Annotated in this window: 19 protein-coding genes and 1 riboswitch; of the genes, 3 read left to right on the forward strand and 16 right to left on the reverse strand. The window is 32.9% G+C overall.

The features are described 5' to 3' along the window. Nucleotides 1–131: 131 nt before the first annotated feature. The 4 genes from LQ693_RS01045 to LQ693_RS13790 form a co-directional block, all read right to left on the reverse strand. Nucleotides 132–314 carry a hypothetical protein gene (locus tag LQ693_RS01045; RefSeq protein WP_239702970.1) on the reverse strand — a complete coding sequence of 61 codons (183 nt, stop codon included), beginning with the start codon at nt 312–314 and terminating at the stop codon, nt 132–134. 159 nt (nt 315–473) lie between these two features. After that, nucleotides 474–836, reverse strand: coding sequence for a hypothetical protein (locus LQ693_RS01050; RefSeq protein WP_103361464.1), 363 nt, complete (start codon nt 834–836; stop codon nt 474–476). Between the two features lie 106 nt (nt 837–942). After that, nucleotides 943–1776, reverse strand: coding sequence for a VOC family protein (locus tag LQ693_RS01055; protein WP_239702969.1), 834 nt, complete (start codon nt 1774–1776; stop codon nt 943–945). Further along, on the reverse strand, nt 1725–1904 hold the full coding sequence (locus LQ693_RS13790; RefSeq protein WP_232339619.1) for a VOC family protein: 180 nt from the start codon (nt 1902–1904) through the stop codon (nt 1725–1727). The genes LQ693_RS01055 and LQ693_RS13790 overlap by 52 nt, the downstream gene beginning before the upstream one ends. 36 nt (nt 1905–1940) lie before the next feature. Between LQ693_RS13790 and LQ693_RS01065 the strand changes: the two genes are divergently transcribed. After that, the gene (locus tag LQ693_RS01065) at nt 1941–2522 is read left to right on the forward strand and encodes an alpha/beta hydrolase (protein WP_103361463.1); all 582 of its coding nucleotides are present in this window, start codon (nt 1941–1943) and stop codon (nt 2520–2522) included. Between the two features lies 1 nt (nt 2523). On the opposite strand, the gene LQ693_RS01070 is transcribed toward LQ693_RS01065, so the two are convergent. The 11 genes from LQ693_RS01070 to xpt form a co-directional block, all read right to left on the reverse strand. Then, nucleotides 2524–3795, reverse strand: coding sequence for an MFS transporter (locus tag LQ693_RS01070; protein ID WP_107596393.1), 1272 nt, complete (start codon nt 3793–3795; stop codon nt 2524–2526). Continuing rightward, on the reverse strand, nt 3795–4373 hold the full coding sequence (locus tag LQ693_RS01075) for an ArsR/SmtB family transcription factor (RefSeq protein ID WP_103361461.1): 579 nt from the start codon (nt 4371–4373) through the stop codon (nt 3795–3797). Before LQ693_RS01075 ends, LQ693_RS01070 begins: the two co-directional genes overlap by 1 nt. 138 nt (nt 4374–4511) lie before the next feature. Next, nucleotides 4512–5090, reverse strand: coding sequence for an immunodominant staphylococcal antigen IsaB family protein (isaB, locus tag LQ693_RS01080; protein ID WP_103361460.1), 579 nt, complete (start codon nt 5088–5090; stop codon nt 4512–4514). Nucleotides 5091–5357: 267 nt separating this feature from the next. Next, nucleotides 5358–6707: a TcaA NTF2-like domain-containing protein gene (locus LQ693_RS01085; RefSeq protein WP_107565131.1), complete on the reverse strand. Its 1350-nt coding sequence runs from the start codon at nt 6705–6707 to the stop codon at nt 5358–5360. A gap of 10 nt (nt 6708–6717) precedes the next feature. Further along, nucleotides 6718–7479 carry a zinc ribbon domain-containing protein gene (locus LQ693_RS01090; protein WP_103361458.1) on the reverse strand — a complete coding sequence of 254 codons (762 nt, stop codon included), beginning with the start codon at nt 7477–7479 and terminating at the stop codon, nt 6718–6720. Between the two features lie 170 nt (nt 7480–7649). Continuing rightward, entirely contained in the window at nt 7650–8432 is a 783-nt protein-coding gene (locus tag LQ693_RS01095; protein ID WP_103361457.1) for a hypothetical protein, read from the reverse strand. Nucleotides 8433–8620: 188 nt separating this feature from the next. Then, complete coding sequence (locus LQ693_RS01100) at nt 8621–8941, reverse strand: antibiotic biosynthesis monooxygenase family protein (protein ID WP_107590962.1); 321 nt, start codon at nt 8939–8941, stop codon at nt 8621–8623. Between the two features lie 127 nt (nt 8942–9068). After that, nucleotides 9069–10613, reverse strand: a complete 1545-nt coding sequence (guaA, locus tag LQ693_RS01105; RefSeq protein WP_037589419.1) for a glutamine-hydrolyzing GMP synthase — start codon at nt 10611–10613, stop codon at nt 9069–9071. Between the two features lie 19 nt (nt 10614–10632). Beyond that, nucleotides 10633–12102 carry an IMP dehydrogenase gene (gene guaB / locus LQ693_RS01110; RefSeq protein ID WP_103361454.1) on the reverse strand — a complete coding sequence of 490 codons (1470 nt, stop codon included), beginning with the start codon at nt 12100–12102 and terminating at the stop codon, nt 10633–10635. A gap of 34 nt (nt 12103–12136) precedes the next feature. Continuing rightward, a complete protein-coding gene (locus LQ693_RS01115; RefSeq protein WP_037589422.1) occupies nt 12137–13405 on the reverse strand; it encodes a nucleobase:cation symporter-2 family protein in 1269 nt (422 codons plus the stop codon). Between the two features lies 1 nt (nt 13406). After that, entirely contained in the window at nt 13407–13982 is a 576-nt protein-coding gene (xpt, locus tag LQ693_RS01120) for a xanthine phosphoribosyltransferase (protein ID WP_037589423.1), read from the reverse strand. Nucleotides 13983–14090: 108 nt separating this feature from the next. Then, nucleotides 14091–14193: riboswitch (purine riboswitch) on the reverse strand. A 255-nt stretch (nt 14194–14448) separates the two neighbouring features. On the opposite strand from xpt, the gene LQ693_RS01125 reads away from it, so the two are divergent. Further along, nucleotides 14449–16074, forward strand: a complete 1626-nt coding sequence (locus LQ693_RS01125; protein WP_239702968.1) for a DUF2382 domain-containing protein — start codon at nt 14449–14451, stop codon at nt 16072–16074. Nucleotides 16075–16211: 137 nt separating this feature from the next. Further along, on the forward strand, nt 16212–16868 hold the full coding sequence (locus tag LQ693_RS01130; protein ID WP_107565134.1) for a GNAT family N-acetyltransferase: 657 nt from the start codon (nt 16212–16214) through the stop codon (nt 16866–16868). Between the two features lie 28 nt (nt 16869–16896). Here LQ693_RS01130 and LQ693_RS01135 read toward each other — a convergent pair whose 3' ends face one another. Beyond that, on the reverse strand, nt 16897–17937 hold the full coding sequence (locus tag LQ693_RS01135; RefSeq protein ID WP_239702967.1) for an NAD(P)H-dependent flavin oxidoreductase: 1041 nt from the start codon (nt 17935–17937) through the stop codon (nt 16897–16899). Between the last annotated feature and the right edge of the window lie 90 nt (nt 17938–18027).

The following is an 18027-nucleotide window of genomic DNA, read 5'->3' on the forward strand; positions in this document are numbered from 1 at the left end:
CAAACATCGTTGTCATTGCATTAAAAATCCAGAAAAAATTTGCCAAAGATATTTTGCATCGTTGATATGAAGGGATTTATAAAAAGAAGCTTACACATAAACAATCGTGTAAGCTTCTTTAACATCATATGTTATCTACTATTCATGGAGCTTTGAATACCTTCTACAAATCCAACAAAGAAATCTGATAATGCATGCAGAAATATTCCAAATACAACAGTAAAAAATAATGTCTTAGCATTAACAGGAACTTCCTTCTTATACATGTATATGCCAACTAATAATGCCACGATTAATTTGATTATAAAGTGCATGTTGAACTCCCCTTTCACATAACAACAATGTTAATATTTGTCATTATTATAAAATATTGTAACAATTTTGGCAATATTCCGCCTGCACTTGATTTATTCCACAAAAAAGAAACCAGCAAAATTTCACAAGTCGTGTGTAATTTCTGCTGGTTTTATTATTCACTCATAATATTCTTTCAACATATTTAAATACTTTTTCTTTCTTCCTGGTGAAACATGAAACTGAAATTGATGGTCTTTTTCTGTTACTTCATACTTTGTTAATCCTGTTATTTCAAACAAATGCTCTTTTGAAACACCATGCTTTTTTATGATTTGGTTAAGTTCATCACCTAACACTTCATGCGATGCATTCATATTGAAATTGACAAATACCATGATTGACATTCCGATTCCTATTATTATAAATGACTCTATTTTTATATTATCCCATAATAGTAGTAATGGCCATAAACATGGAATCCCTACACATAATATAAATTGCTTAGGTCTTTGCTTAATATTTTTAATAATCGTGTTCATAAATATCAACCCTCAAATATAATATTCAATGCTAATTATATTATATAGTTATACCTATCGTATTTCAAATTATTGTATTATATAAAATACCTTATTTTACTCAATTCTATTTTTGTAATTGCTTTTCTATATATGCGCGTTTCTCTTCTAAATGTTCAGGTAAGTATAACGGGATGTCTTGAAATGCTTTATCTTCAAAGACAATTTCTTTCATATTAAGCTTTAAAGTCGCAACTTCAAATAGCAATTGATTCGGATCTCTATAGTAAATGGATTTAAAGAATCCTCGATTTTTAATTGGTGAATGAACCATATTTAATTTATTTAAAGCTGTTTCTACTTCTTGCAATTCACCTTCGTCTTCAGCTGAAATTGCAACGTGATGTATCCCACCAAATCCTTGACCTTCAATTGAATTAAATGTGTCATAAATAAAATGTATTTCATGATACATATCTTGATTACGATTATGCAAAATCTCAACCGTTAAATCTGTATCAAAGAAAGTCTGCTGACCTGCTGATGCCCAATTATATAATGATTGGAAATGCTCTATGCTTGCTTTAGGATATCTGACACGTGCATGTATAGAATCTAGACCAAGTATTTGATATTCTACTGGCACGGTACTTTTTTCATCTGTATTAAATTGATGGATATCTTCTTGATCAGAAATAACGATAAAACCGAGTGGCGTATTATCCGGTCCTTCAAAGCGAATTAGACTGCGGTCAGTGTAAACTTCAATACCGTAATAACATACTTCATATTCATCAAACCGCGCTTCCCAATATTTCAACGATTCTACAGAAGGCACTTTAAAAAGTAATCGATCAAATGCATTAGCACCAAACTGATTATCTTTACCTTCTTTCATTTCAAAAAGCGTCACTTCTGTACCTGGTCGTCCATATTTATCCGCAAAGAAAACATGATACATTTCATAGTTTTCTGATTAACAGTCTTCATGAGTAAATTAAGACCTAATATATTACGATAAAAATTGAATGATTCTTCTGCATCATGATTTATAATAGATACATGATGTATAATTGAATTGTGATTCATAAACAACAGCCCTTTCACATTTATGGAGGAGATAAAATGGAATATTTCTTACAAGAAAATCCCAATAACAATACTTTAATTGTACTTTTTCATGGAACAGGTGGCAATCAATACCAACTTCTTCCTTTTTCAAGTATATTAAACCCTGAAGCTAACATTTTAGGCATACAAGGTAGTGTTGGCGAAGGACAAGAAAGACGTTTCTTTGCACCGCTTCAGAACAACACATTAGACCGACATGACTTCGAAGAACAAGCCAAATCTTTTATAGATTTTTGGAATACATTTATCGAAGAACACGATTATGAAAAAGTCATATTTTTAGGTTATTCAAACGGTGCGAATTTCATATTAGGATTACTGGAACAACACCTTATTAAAGTTGACCATATCTTATTGCTGCACCCATCAGACCTCGACTATCATATTACCGAAACCTATAAAGAAACATCCGTCATTATCACGACAGGTTCAAATGATTATTTAACAATACCCGGTATAGTAAAAGCACTATCAGAACAACTCAAACCATTATTTAAAAGCGTTCAATTCGAACTACTCGACGGCGCACACGAACTAGAAGAACCAGAAATTGAACATATTAAAACGATGCTCTAATTTAACTTCCTAGAGCATCGTTTTTTATATCAATATTCTTATTATCTACACTTATTTCAAAATCATCCAAAGTTAATAAATCAATAGGTCTTAGTTTATTAAGTTTTGGATGAACTAGCCAAATAGTCCCCAAAACAATAAAAAAGCAACCTGTTATACTGATTAAAGCAATTGGGTTCATTAATTCTAGTAAAAAACCACCTATTAGACTTCCTAAAGGTAAACCAAGGACACCTAAACTACTTGTAATTGAAGTTATTCTTCCTAAGATGTACTCTGGAATAACTGCTTGGCCAGCTGATAGGAATAAAATATTCGCCAATCCTACAGATAACCAACTCAAGCCAAACAAAATAATAAATATATAAATAGGTGTTACAAAACCTAACAATAGAAAAACACCTGATAAAATAAAAGTTACTACCATCAATTTACCAAATGGATATTTCTTAACATATCCAACAACTAGCGTTGATAATACCATACCTAATGATATAGCAGATAAAAACAATCCATAATATATTGGTTGATTAAGGTAGTGAGATAAAACAGGTAGTGCTGTATAAACCATACCAATTCCAAAGTTAACTGCAAATGCGCCAATCTGGAATATCCACAATAATGAATGTCTCACTGTATATAAGCCTTCACTTAATGAATTCATATATGTTCTAAAATCCAATGTACTACCAGTAGATTTTTGAGATTGAACTTTTATCATCGCATATATAACTGCTGCGCTTATAAAAATAATTGTATTCATAACGTATAAAGTATATATACTGACTAAAGAAATCAATATCGTAATGACAGTATTTAATACTAAATCCATACTTTGATTAGAAAATGACATCATTGCGTTACCTGACACAATTTTATCTTTAGGTAATAACACTGGCACTAGCTTATTACTAATTGGATAAGAAATTTCACCAACCATTGCTGCTGTCACAACAAGAATGATAATAAGTATAGCATTTTCATAGTGAAAGAATAGTAGAACAGCAATTATACCCACTAAAACTGCTTGTATCGTTTGAGAATGTATCAAAATTTTCTTCAAACTGAAATGATCAATAATTGGCCCATAAAACATCTGTAAACATTTCGGTACTAATATCAAACTACTTAAAAGCCCTGTAAGTGCAGAGCTTTTTGTTATATCATAAATTAACCACATAGTCGTAATAAAATAAATACTATCTGCTGTATTGGTTAATATTCGTCCAAAAATGAGTTGCATAAAGTCAGTATGTTTTAAGAGTGCTCTCATTAATCATCATTCTCCTCACGATTAAAGACCTTATCACTCATTTCAAATCCAATTATATTCAAATAATAATACGTTTCATCTTCATCATTGGATTGTTGATCTACTTCATCAATTAATGCATCAAGTTTTTGCTTAAATGTATCGAACTGATTCTGAGACCACTTCGCTTGTACAGTCTTAGATATTAGCTGTTCATCATCCGTGATTAAACCATATTGATTTAACACATCAATTGTTCGATTAATCTGCGAAGTTACCATATCTTTTGTTGAATCTGACACTTCATCTCGATATTCATTTAATAGTTGTGGATTCACTTTAAATCCGTTATGAGTTGCTACATAATATTTGTAAACATTACTTCCTTTAACCTCAGTACGATTGATTTTTACCATTCCATATTTCTCAAGTTCTTTCAAATGGTAAAATATCTTAGCCTTTGGAATATTCAAATGTTTCCCAATTTCCGTTGCAGTCATTTCTCGTTCTATCAATAGCATAGATATTTTCATTCGTAATTGATCAGATATACACTTCAGTTCCTCAAATGTATTTATTTCAAATCGATTTGGTTGCATGAAACCTCTCCTTCTATTTAGGGTTAATTTATTTTAACCGATTAATAAAAATAAATCAAAAACATTAAAACAATCCTCTACACTAAACGTTTAGAGGATTGTCTATTCTTTATATATAATCAGTCACATCGTCATACACTATTGACCAATACGGATATGTGTTAAATAACCATCTTTATCAAAGTAGGCCTTATAAGCGCCGTTATTCGTATTATAAGGTATGAATGTACCACCATCTTCAGATTTTCCTTCTGCTGTACTATCATTTGATGCGTGCGCTTTTTTAAACTGTGCTTTAGTGACTGCGTGTGGTTTAGTATTGAACTCCATTTGGATGACTTGGTCTTTCTCATTAAAATCTATTTGAGAACCATAAGAATCTATTGTATAAGCATGATTTTGGTTAGCTTTTGGATTTGCTTTATAGCCATTGAGCGTAAAATTATCATATTTCATTGCGCGAACAAAATTATAATCTAATGTAAATGTTGGATCATATGTTGTATAGCCTTCATAGTTATACCACGGTATTTGCGATTGTGTATTTGAAGTACTTTCTGTACTAACGCCACTTCCACCTTCACCATGACCCCATTCTTGAACTTTTTCTGCTGCTTGAACATCTGAACTACTATTTGTGATAGGCACCGCTGAAGACCCTACTACAAGTGTTGATAAGACGACCGTTGCTGAAAGTACTTTACTTACTTTACGCATAATCAATCACTCCTTAAATTTTGAGTACTTACTTGCGATAACTTCTCGTTTAAACACTCAATCTACGCAAATATGACAATCTCCAACCCTAGCTTTATCATTATCACCCCCTCAAATTTATATTAAAAATTCTCGAGTGTAATTATTCACCTTTATGATACAACACACATATATAATTTCAAGTGATAATAGTTCTATATCCTAATATATTAAATAAGGATCTAAGACATATTCTAATGCCTTAGATCCTAAACTATATTGATTAAATTAGATATCTGTATAATCTTTAATTTTTAAGTCAGAGAATGTTGAGTCATAATCTAATACGTATTTAGATTTAATACTTTTACCATTTTGGTCTTTCTTTTCTACTTCAATTGTAATAGTGTCACCTTTTTTATCATACTTTGTCACTTTAGGTGTAGAAAATTCTGTACTACCGCCTTCTTCAACAACATTTTCTATATGATCTGCTGTATCTGTACCGCTCTTAATATAACTTGATACATACATATAGTCTTCTTCCTCGTATGCTTCATTTAATGCGTCCGTATAATCTTCCATAAATGTTTGTACATCATCTTTTAATTCTTCATTTTCTTTATAATCTTTGATAGTATCATCATCAAATGAAAGATCTACCGTTATTTCATCTTCACCTTCATCGGCTTTTGTGACATTAACAGTATTTGTCTTAAATACTTTACCATTTACTTTAGTTTGTGCATATATGGCTACTTTTTCATCTGGTAAGAACGGGCCATATGTTGTTTCATCATATGTTTGATAAGTACCTCGTTTCTTTCCATTGATATAAATATCTACATCTTCCTCACCATAGCTATACTCTGAGTCGATATTTACTTTAACATTCTTCTGTTTGAAATTCTCTACTACTTCAGATGAATCCACCATGTTAACAATAACTTCACCTTTAAATTTCTTATCATCTATCGCTTTAGTAGCATCTAAATGGTAATTACCTATTGGCAGTGTTGCAAATACTTTATCGTTATCTTTAGATAATTTGATGTTTTTCTTTTTACCATTGTAGTCATACGTAATTGTACTATCTGAATCTGATTGTATTGAAACACTTTCTTTTACAACTTCAAATTCATAGTTATCAAAGATGCCATATTTCTTACCATTCTTCTTAACTTGAATGACAGGCTGTTCTCCAGCACTTATAGAAGTGCTTTCCGCATCACTATCTTTCATATCTTTCACTTGGCTTTCAACCTCATCAGCAAATCTATCCGAACTATCCGCTTCAACTACATAATCATAAAAAGCTCTACTTTCTGTTTGGCTTAAATCACGATTATTAAATTTCAAATGATTTTTTAAAGATTTAGTATTTCCTTTTTTAATATCTGAAGCAATTTCTTCAGCTTCTTTGACAGGAGATAGTTGTGATTCAACGACTTTATAAACGGCAAATATTAATAAGAATAGTAATGCTATGATTGCAATAATAATCAGTGGTTTTTTATTCATTTTCTTATGTTCGACATTCTGATTCGTTTGATTTTCTTGAGCTACAGGCGTACCACAATTTGTACATACCTTTTGTCCATCAGAAAGTTTATTCCCGCAATTTTTACAATATTTCATGACTTACCTCCTAATAATCAGTCAATAACGAATTGACTATATCTAGAGAATCCGAAATTGATTTTTCTACTAATATACGTAATATAATCGATGCAACAACAAAGTAAATAAGAATGCCGTACACCACTTGGAAACGGAAATTGAATTGATTACTATATTTCGTCATTAAGTAGATAGGAGATACTACAAATAATAAAATACTTAACAAAATTAATATCGCTGCGAAACTTGGTACTTTAATGAGTGCAAATAATAATCCAACAAAGAAGAATCCTGTTGAAAATAAATTAAATGAAACAAAGTCTGATAATACTTTATGCACGCTAATATTTGTATTCAACAGTTTAACAATACCTAAAGTTATACCAAACAATAGTGCCAAACTGAAAATGATTGAAATTAAAACACTGAAAACAATGCTTGATTTAGATGGTCCAAAAAAGCTTATATCTGAAGGTACTATAATTAACAAAAAAATTAATAGTAATAGAATACCTGCGCCTACTAAAGAAGCTATAAACTTATAACTATATGTATGCGCACTTGAGATTTCTTGATCTAAATTTGTGAAAATATTTTTAAAGAAACCTTTACTCTCATTTAAGGTTTCATTCTTATATGTATTTAAAGAACTTTTAAATTTCTCAACTTTTTCATTATTAGTTGTTTCTACTGCAGTCGTGTTCCCTTTAGATTGCATTAACTTTTCACCACATTCACCACAGAATCTGTCATCTTGCATAACAGGTGAACCACACTTAGGACAATTCATATTAAACACTCCTTATATATATTTATATATAATTTTAGCATAAATAAATTAAAATTAAGAGGTTAAATTCAAATAAATCTTAAAATTCATAATATTAATTTTAAGTAATACAGCTTCAGTTATATATAAACTCTAGAAACTAATAAATATTTAATATGAATTGGTAATTTTCAATTAATATATTCTCTTAAATATTTCCCATACAGTCCGACTTCTCCATTTGCCAATACATGACTATAATGTTTTAAGACAACCCTCTTTGTTTCCCAGCCTTCTTGAGCATAAAATGCTTCACCTTCTTTACTTGTAAAGAAAGCATCAAATGGGTCATCTTCAGTCTTTCCACCTACGTGATCATTTTCTCCAACAATCCATGTTAGTGGGAATGATCCTTTTACATGTTGTGACTTTTCAATATGAGTGGCAATCCCTTCTTTCTTTGGAGAGCCTCCTCCTCCAAACAATATAGCACCTCCAGATTGAATATTTAGTTCTGGTAATTTATCTAACATCCAATATGCTGTTGTTTCTGCACCACCTGAAAAGCTACCTATCCATAATTTTTCATGATTTGGTAAAGAAGAAATCAATTCAACTAAATATTGCACATTGGCTTCTCCATTTTTCCACCATTGCTCTTCATCATTAACAGACTTCGGTACAACTAAAGTTAAACCTTTTTCTTTAGCAACTTGACGGATGCCATCTTTCCCAGCTAAATAGACTTCTGAATCAGGATGATGAAACTCATAAGCACCATCACCATGTAACCACACTAATATCCCCTTTGCGTCCTTAACAGGATAAATTAAATATTCACCTTTCGTTCCATTTTTAGAAGTGAAATTCCGAACATCACGATCACTATCTCTTCCATTTGATGTAAACAACATCACACAGACCACAACTACGATAAATATACATAACAATACTAGTAACTTTTTAATCGCCACTCCCTCCTAATAAACGGTTTAAATTATAACTTAGGAATGTATTTATATATACTTAAGTTCTCTATTATTATACAAAATTTTACAGAAATAAAAATAACTTCTACAAAAAATCACGAGTGACTAAAGGTACATCTACCTAAAATCACTCGTGATTTTTATTTTATAAGCTCATTAACATAACTTTTGTATTAATCTACAATTTCGTATTTTTTAATTTGCTTTTCGATTTTTGAAACTTTCGCTTCTTCGTTTTCTTTCTTTTCTTTACTCATGTTTTTATGTTCTTCAACATGAGAAGGTCTAGAAATCCAAGCTTGAAAATCTTTCTTATCATTCCATTTAGAAACAATCGCGTACTCTAACTTGCTTCCCGTTTCAGACTTCCAAACTTGTGCATCAATAAAGCCTTCAAAGCCTTCAAAATCTTGTTTAGCATGACTAGCTTTATTATCTAATATAGCCTTAGATGCCTCATCTTTAGTAGAAAAAATTGCTTGTGCAACGAACATTCATAACGCCTCCTTGTCTATATATTCCAATATATCAAAAATAAAAATTACAAACATATGAAACGCTTTATAAAAATATAAACACCCCCCTTAACCATTAAGGTTAAAGGGGGGTGTTTAATATATCTTACTCCCATTCGATTGTGCTTGGGGGCTTAGATGTAATGTCATAGACAACTCTGTTTACGTGGTCTACTTCGTTTACGATACGACTTGATACTTTTTGTAAGACTTCCCAGTCAATTCTTGCGAAGTCACTTGTCATACCGTCTATTGATGTTACTGCACGTACGCCGACTGTGTAGTCATATGTACGGTAGTCTCCCATAACACCTACTGAACGGATATCTGGTAATACTGTGAAGTATTGCCAAATGTCTCTTTCTAGACCTTCTTCACGCACGACTTCTCTTAGAATTGCGTCTGATTCTCTTACGATTTCTAATTTTTCTTCAGTAATTTCACCTAATACACGAATACCTAAACCTGGGCCTGGGAATGGTTGGCGCCATACTAAATGTTCTGGTATGCCTAATTCGATTCCTAGTGCACGTACTTCGTCTTTAAATAGTGTATTAATTGGTTCGATTAATTGGAACTGCATGTCTTCTGGTAATCCACCTACGTTATGGTGTGATTTAATTGTTTGTGCAGTCTTTGTACCTGATTCAATGATATCTGTATAAAGCGTACCTTGTGCAAGGAAATCTACGCCTTCTAATTTTGATGCTTCATCATCAAATACGTATACAAATTCATTACCGATAATTTTACGTTTTTTCTCAGGATCTGAAACGCCAGCTAATTTACTCATGAAACGGTCTTTGGCATCTACTCTAATGATGTTCATATTGAATCCTTCACCAAAGTTCTCCATTACCATGTCGCCTTCACCTTTTCTAAGCAAACCATGGTCTACGAAGATACAAGTTAATTGATCGCCAATTGCTTTATGAAGTAATACTGCTACAACTGATGAATCAACGCCACCACTCATCGCACATAATACTTTACGATCGCCAACTTGTTCTCTAATTTTTTCTACTTCGATTTCAACAAAGTTCTCCATTGTCCAGTTCCCTGTACATTCACAAACACGACGAATGAAGTTTCTTAATAAGTCATTTCCGTATTCAGTATGTCTTACTTCTGGATGGAATTGTACACCGTATAATTTTCTTGATTTATCTTCAATTGCTGCATTTTGACAACTTGGGCTGTCTGCAATGATTTCAAAGTTCTCAGGAATATCGATTACTTTGTCACTGTGACTCATCCAAACTGTTTGACTATTAGGTAAGCTGAAGAATAACTCATCATCTGATTTAACGTTTAATGTTGCTTTACCGTATTCACGTTCGTTAGCTCTTTCTACAGAACCACCTAATAATTTAGTCATTAATTGCATACCGTAACAAATACCTAAAACAGGAATACCTAGTTCGAAGATTTCAGGATCAACTGTGAATGATCCTTCTTCGTATACTGAATTAGGTCCACCTGAAAGTATAATACCTTTAGGATTCATTTTTTTAATTTCTTCGATTGAGATTTCATGGTCGTGTAACTCACTGTATACGCCCATTTCTCTTATACGACGTGTAATCAATTGATTATATTGACTACCAAAATCCAATACAAGAATTAACTCTTGTTCAAAAGCCATTTCCATAATTGTAGTTCTCCTTTAATTAAAATGAGTAGTTTGGTGCTTCTTTAGTAATTTGAACATCATGTGGATGTGATTCTTTAAGGCCTGCGCCAGTCATTCTAATAAACTGAGCTTCTTCTCTTAATTGTTCTAGGTTAGCTGATCCTGTGTAACCCATACCGCTCTTAATACCGCCAATTAATTGATAAATTGTATCTTGTAATGGGCCTTTAAAGTCAATTCTACCTTCTATGCCTTCTGGTACAAATTTCTTAGCTGCAGTATCTTCTTGGAAGTAACGGTCTTTAGAACCTTGTTCCATCGCACCAAGTGATCCCATACCACGATAAACTTTATATTGACGACCTTGGAAGATTTCTGTTTGTCCAGGGCTTTCTTCTGTACCAGCAAGTAAGCTACCTAACATAACTGCATTTCCGCCTGCTGCTAAAGCTTTCGCGATATCACCAGAGAATTTAATACCACCGTCAGCAATAATTGCTTTACCATAGTTACGTGCTTCTGTTGCACAATCATAAATAGCTGTAATTTGAGGTACACCTACACCTGCAACGACACGAGTTGTACAGATTGAACCTGGTCCAATACCAACTTTAACGACATCTGCTCCCGCTTCAAACAATGCTTTAGTACCTTCACCTGTAGCAACGTTACCTGCGATAATTGTAACGTCTGGGTATGATTCACTAATATGTTTAACGACATCTAAGACACCTTTAGAGTGACCATGTGCAGTATCAATAACAAGTGCATCTGCTCCCGCTTCAACTAATTTTTGAGCACGAATTGGTGTATCTTTAGCAATACCTAATGCTGCTGCAACAAGTAGACGTCCTTCACTGTCTTTTGCTGCATATGGGAATTCGATTACTTTTTCAATATCTTTAATTGTAATTAATCCTTTAAGTTTACCCTCTTCAGAAATTAATGGAAGTTTTTCGATTTTATATTTTTGTAAAATTTCTTCTGCTTGTTCTAACGTTGTGCCAACTGGTGCTGTTACTAAATCTTCTTTAGTCATCACATCAGAAATTTTAATTGAGAAGTTTTCGATAAATCTTAAGTCACGGTTAGTAATAATACCGATAAGTTCCATATCTTCTTCGTTATTAACGATTGGAACACCAGAAATACGGTATTTACTCATCAATGCTTCTGCTGCGTACACTTGCTCTTCAGGTGTTAAGAAGAATGGGTTCGTAATAACGCCATTTTCTGAACGTTTAACTTTTTGTACTTCATCTGCTTGATGTTCTATAGACATGTTCTTATGAATAACACCTAAGCCACCTTGTCTTGCCATAGCAATCGCCATTTTAGCTTCAGTAACTGTATCCATACCAGCTGAAATGATTGGAATATTTAACTTAATATTTTTTGAAAGAGATACGCTTAAGTCTACATCACTTGGTAATACCTCTGATTTTGCTGGTACTAATAATACATCATCGAACGTTAAGCCTTCTTTTTGAAATTTGTTTTCCCACATGAATATAACCTCCACTAATTTATTTTCATATTTATTATTTCACATTTTCACTGTTTTGTTGATTGTTTAATCCATTAAAACATAAATTTAATATAATAGCTGAGAAAGTACCTAATACGATACCGTTTTGTGTTAACCAAGCATATTCTTCTCCAAATGTTTCAAGCGCTTGAGGTACTGCTGTAATACCTGCACCAATCCCGACCGATACGGCAATCACGAGTAAATTGTTTTGTTTGTTAAAGTCTATGCCACCAAGCATTTTCACACCGTATGCCATAACCATTCCAAACATCGCAATCATCGCACCACCTAATACTGGAAATGGAATCATGCTTGCCAATGCACCGAGTTTAGGTATTGAGCCACAAACGATTAATAATGCAACCATCATATACATGATTTGATTCTTTTTAGCGCCAGATAATGAAACTAGCCCGACGTTTTGAGAATAAGCTGTGTAAGGAAATGCATTAAAGATTGAACCAATTATAATCGCAATTCCTTCAGCTCTATAACCTTTTGATAAGTCTTTTCTTGATATAGGTTGTTTCGTAATTTCACTTAAAGCATGGTACACGCCTGTTGATTCAATCAAACTAACGATTGCAATAATGACAAAGACGATCGTTGTACCAAATTCAAATTCAAACCCGCTAAATCTAAATGGTCTAGGTAGTTCCAACCAATTCGACGTTCTTAAATTCGATGTATCCACTAATCCATAGAAAGAAGCGACGGTTGTACCTATTAATAAACCGAGTAATATCGCTATAGATTTAATGAACCCTTTAGATAATCTTTGTATTAATAAGATGATCACTAATGTAAATAAACCTAAGAATATATTTTTACTGTCTCCGTAGTTCTTTTCACCTTGACCACCTGCTAAATAATTCATGGCAACTGGCATTAACGTAATACCGATTATTGTAACAACACTTCCTGTAACAACAGGTGGAAATAATTTTACTAAATATGAGAAAAATGGAGAAATTAAGACTACAATAATCCCTGAAAGAAATATAGAACCGTACAGCACACCGATACCGTGTGTGTTACCAACTAGAATCATTGGTGCTACAGCTGTAAATGTACATCCTAAGACTACCGGCAGTCCAATTCCTATTCCTTTATATACTTGTAAAAATGTTGCTACACCACACATAAAGATATCAATAGCGACTAAGTAAGCCACTTCTTCAGGTGTGAATTTTAAAGCAGATCCGACGATAATAGGTACCATTATGGCACCCGCATACATAGCAAGTAAATGTTGAACACTTAAGATGAAATTTTTCATGTTATTCTCCTACCAGTTTGACTGTATTTCCTAATAATGAAGCAACTTGGCATAGAGATAAGACTTCTAATCCTTCAGATTCCAACTTCTCTCTGCCCGGTTGGAAACTTTTTTCTATAACAATTCCAATTCCAGATGTTGTTGCGTTTGCTGCTTGAACTAAACGATGTAATCCTAATGATGCTTCGCCATTCGCTAAAAAGTCATCAATAATTAATACATGATCGTCTTCATTTAAAAATTGTTTCGCAATAACCACTGTACTCGTTGTATTTTTAGTAAATGAGTGAATATCTGTTTGATAAAATTCAGATGTCATTGTAGATGGTTTTGCTTTTTTCGCAAATAAACATGGCACGTCTAAATGTAAAGATGCCATAATTGCAGGTGCGATACCTGACGCTTCAATCGTAAGTACTTTCGTGATTTTCTTGTCTTTAAAATGTTCCGTAATAACTTGACCAACTTCATACATTAACTTTGCATCAATTTGGTGATTTAAAAATGAATCAACCTTAAGAATCTTTTCATCGATGACTACACCATCTTCTTTAACCCTATCTTGTAGTGTCCTCACACTACTCGCCTCCTCATTTAGATTAAAAAAAACACACCTTAATCCTAAAAAATAGGTAAGATGAGTAAAAAATAATATAAAACCACACCATTTTGGATAGTCTGATTCCAGTGTTATTCATTTACTCATAGTCGTGTCGTTTAAGGCAACACGGTAGAAACTTCCAAAGCCATATTCTTCAGATTATATGAGTTTTTAGTAATAAATTATTCATTGATAATAACAAAATATCAGTATTTTTACAATAGGCAAAACCTTATGTTAGCGCTATTTTAAGAGGTTTTAAATAAACTGAAAAATCTAAATAATTAGAAAGTTGATTGAATATTGTTTGATTCTCCTCCATAAGGGTATTTGAGAATTATATTGTATTAACGTAGACAATATTTATTAAGTATTTAAACACCTAGAGAATAATCACTGTTGATAAGATTTTTACACATTACAAATTTATGGAGGTTTTAGTATGGGTAAAATAGAAAAGTTTAGTAACGAAAGTGATTTACTGCAACGTATTGATCAATTGAAAGAAGAAGGTGTCGGAGAAAGTGACTTACAAGTTATTTCCGAAGACAAGTTAGATGATAACTCTTTAGACTACACGGATGTTAAAGTGAAGAACTCTAGAGGTTCATTTAGCGACAAAATTACTGCACTATTCTCAGGTGAAAGTGCTGAAGAACGTGTATTATCTAGTTTAAATGTTCCAGAAGAAGAATTAGATAGCTATAAACAAGAACTTAATAACGGAAAAATACTATTATATGTTGATAATGACAATATAAGTGATACTGAAAACTATGATTCAGATCATCCTAAAGACTCTCAAACAGGAAATGAGCATTACGATAATACAAAACCATTTTCTAGTGAAGAGAGCGAAGATAGTGGTGTATCTAAAGGTACAGCTGCTGGTGCTGGATTAGGTGCAGGTGCTGCGGGCGCTGGTGCTGCTGCTGCGCATTCATCTTCAGATCAAGAGGAAGATGTGAATGAAACTTCTGATTTTGATAAAGCTGAAAGAGAAGAAGAATTTAATCAGCAAGATGAAGTATCTGAAAATGATCTAACTCAAGATGTGGATAATACAGATACAGAAAAAACAGATGCACCATCATTCGATAACGAAGCTGAAACGGACCGAGATGTAAATACAAATCGATATGGCAATAATATTAATGAAGAAGATGTAGCGCATGATGATGTGGATGATTCAAACATCGACCATCAAAAAACATCAACTTCAGCTAATTTAGCAGGTGCTTCTGGTCTTGGCGCAGCTGGATATGCAAATGAACATAGAGAACAACAAGAAACAGAAGATGACGTACAGGACGATAGAAGAGTCTACTCTAGCGATAATGAAAGAGACTTAGAAGACTTAAATAATCGTGAAACGACAAATACGACTGCTCAATATGGTGAAACAGATAATGTTAAAGATCAACAAGATTTAACAAGAGAAGATGAATCATCATTCTCAAGAGTGCATGATGACGACGTAGAAATAGAACGTTCTAGCTTAAACTACGATAACCCAAATGAAAGTGTTGAACCACCAACATCAGATGAAACAACAACACGTGAATCTAACTTCTCTACTATCCAAGATGAACAAGATACAAATGTTCACACTTCTGAGCAGTCATACAACAACGACACACAAGATAATAATGTAGGTGAAACATCTTACAATAATGAAACACAAAATAACAACGTAGATGAAGAATCTGTTCAACTTCATGAAGAACGTCTAAATGTAGACAAAGAGAACGTTGAAACAGGTGATGCATCTGTAGATAAACATGTTGTTGAAGAAGAACAAGAATTTGACGTACCGGTTGAGCGTGAAGAAGTAACAATCGAACGTAGACCAGTTAATGAGAAAGTAGACGAAGACTTTAACGCTAATGATGATGATTCTGTGCACATTCCATTACACGAAGAACGTGTAAAAGTAGACAAAGAAAATGTCGTATCTGAAGAAATCGTCATTAAGAAAAATAAAGTTCAAGATACTGAACATGTCTCTGAAAAAGTGAGACATGAAGAAGCAGATATCAATAATCCTACAGATGATAAACCTAAATAAGACAATATAATAACTTAAGAGGCTGGGACATAATGTCATGTCCTGGTCTCTCTTTTTATTTCCTCAATACGATAGTACTACCATTAAAATCTTATGTTATAATATTATAAAATATTGATTATGAGGGGTTCATAACTATGAATTTTGAAGTTGTCACATCTATCGATGATCCATTATTCAAAAAAGCATTAGAAATGTATGAAGATATTTTCAAAGCAGAGGTGCGAGAAGACCGCCACGTCTTCATCCATTCGCTTACATCTGATTACATAAAGAAACATTATATATTTTTAGTTGGTTTAATTGATGACACGGTCGTAAGTTTGTCTACAGGTCATTATGAACCTACAACAAATTCAGCTTTTATTATTTATTTAATGACGCATCCTGAATACCGCAATCAGCGTGTTGGCGGACAAACGTTGGAAAGAATTGAAGCAGAACTTCATAAACATGCTCAAGATGTTCATGGAAGAGATGCTAACATGATTATGTTGGAATCGTTTGGAGAAGAATCATACGAGAACAACAGTGATAAAGAAGAAGCGATTCTGCGTAAGAACTTCTTTAATAGACATGGTTATGAAGTTCAACAAGACATCCCTTATATACAACCGAATCCACAAAAATCATTAGCACCTACACCTATAGATTTATATATTAAGCAATACTTGCCGCTTCAAAAAGACGTTATCTCACCGAGCATTCGTTCTTGTTACATCAACAAGTACATACATGGAAATGAAAACGATCGAGAATTTGTATACGAATTATTAGAATCTATGGATTTATAAATTAGAAAAGCTGACATCGATTGCGATGTCAGCTTTTTATTGCTTTATGATACCTTTCCATTAATGCACGGACACTTTCATCTTTAGCGCCTTCTGGATTTGTACCACACCATAAATTCATATAATCTGGATTATTTAATTTTTTAGACTGCCCTCTTAAAGATTGTGTTAATATATTTTGAATCGGATACGGACAAATATCATCTTTAAATTGTTCCATGTACTGTATAAACGGATTTATAATACCATTTGCATAACGCCCACTAAACGTATTCGTTAATATAATATCATCAGGATGTGCTTTTAATATATGCGCTTTATGCACATCTGGTGCACCACTTTCATGCGTTGTTAAGAATGCTGTCCCAAGTTGAACTGCATGAGCACCTTTTTGAATATAACTTTTCGCTAATTCTGGTGTCGTGATACCGCCCGCTACTATTAATGGAACGTTAATCAAAGGATAAGTTTGATTAAACAATTGCTCAGTTGTGAGACGATTTTCTGGCAATGATTGTTCAAATGAACCTCTATGACCACCCGCTTCACTACCTTGAATCACTATCGCATCTAAACCTATGGATTCCAAAGCTTGAGCTTCATTTAAATCTGTTGCTGTACCTATTATGTTAATATGACGGCCATGTAATTTGCGAACGAGACTTTCTGAAGGCTTACCAAATGTAAAGCTTACATATTTAACATGTTTATCTATAATCACGTTTAACATGTCCTCAAAATTCACATCTATTGAAACATCTTGTATTTGTTTACTGTTTAATTTTTCAGTTATTGGATGTAATATTTTATTCATAAAATTAACTTTTTCTTGATCAATAGCCGGATACTCTGGCACAAATAAATTGACGCCAAACGGTTCAGAAGTCATTTGTCTAATTTGGTCTATATCTTTAGCTAAAGCATCAGGTGTCATATATCCAGCACCAATTTGTCCAAAGCCGCCTTCATTACAAACTGAAGCCACTAAATCAGGTGTTGTAATACCTCCAGCCATACCCGCTAGAAAAATCGGTTTATCCAGTTCTGATATTAATATTTTCGATTCCAATGACAATCCCTCCTAAAAAAATTTAATTCGTAAGCTAATCATTTTATTTTTTTAGTTAATTGGTGCATTATAATGACATCATACTAAAAG

It is taken from the genome of Mammaliicoccus sp. B-M6 (genome assembly GCF_022386965.1).
In the GTDB taxonomy this organism is placed as follows: domain Bacteria; phylum Bacillota; class Bacilli; order Staphylococcales; family Staphylococcaceae; genus Mammaliicoccus; species Mammaliicoccus sciuri_A.

Bases quoted from the DNA above. Each gene is read 5' to 3' on its own strand.
- LQ693_RS01045 (WP_239702970.1), bottom strand. From the start codon at position 314: ATGCACTTTATAATCAAATTAATCGTGGCATTATTAGTTGGCATATAC.
- LQ693_RS01050 (WP_103361464.1), bottom strand. From the start codon at position 836: ATGAACACGATTATTAAAAATATTAAGCAAAGACCTAAGCAATTTATA.
- LQ693_RS01055 (WP_239702969.1), bottom strand. From the start codon at position 1,776: ATGTATCATGTTTTCTTTGCGGATAAATATGGACGACCAGGTACAGAA.
- LQ693_RS13790 (WP_232339619.1), bottom strand. From the start codon at position 1,904: ATGAATCACAATTCAATTATACATCATGTATCTATTATAAATCATGAT.
- LQ693_RS01065 (WP_103361463.1), top strand. From the start codon at position 1,941: ATGGAATATTTCTTACAAGAAAATCCCAATAACAATACTTTAATTGTA.
- LQ693_RS01070 (WP_107596393.1), bottom strand. From the start codon at position 3,795: ATGAGAGCACTCTTAAAACATACTGACTTTATGCAACTCATTTTTGGA.
- LQ693_RS01075 (WP_103361461.1), bottom strand. From the start codon at position 4,373: ATGCAACCAAATCGATTTGAAATAAATACATTTGAGGAACTGAAGTGT.
- isaB (WP_103361460.1), bottom strand. From the start codon at position 5,090: ATGCGTAAAGTAAGTAAAGTACTTTCAGCAACGGTCGTCTTATCAACA.
- LQ693_RS01085 (WP_107565131.1), bottom strand. From the start codon at position 6,707: ATGAAATATTGTAAAAATTGCGGGAATAAACTTTCTGATGGACAAAAG.
- LQ693_RS01090 (WP_103361458.1), bottom strand. From the start codon at position 7,479: ATGAATTGTCCTAAGTGTGGTTCACCTGTTATGCAAGATGACAGATTC.
- LQ693_RS01100 (WP_107590962.1), bottom strand. From the start codon at position 8,941: ATGTTCGTTGCACAAGCAATTTTTTCTACTAAAGATGAGGCATCTAAG.
- guaA (WP_037589419.1), bottom strand. From the start codon at position 10,613: ATGGAAATGGCTTTTGAACAAGAGTTAATTCTTGTATTGGATTTTGGT.
- guaB (WP_103361454.1), bottom strand. From the start codon at position 12,102: ATGTGGGAAAACAAATTTCAAAAAGAAGGCTTAACGTTCGATGATGTA.
- LQ693_RS01115 (WP_037589422.1), bottom strand. From the start codon at position 13,405: ATGAAAAATTTCATCTTAAGTGTTCAACATTTACTTGCTATGTATGCG.
- LQ693_RS01125 (WP_239702968.1), top strand. From the start codon at position 14,449: ATGGGTAAAATAGAAAAGTTTAGTAACGAAAGTGATTTACTGCAACGT.
- LQ693_RS01130 (WP_107565134.1), top strand. From the start codon at position 16,212: ATGAATTTTGAAGTTGTCACATCTATCGATGATCCATTATTCAAAAAA.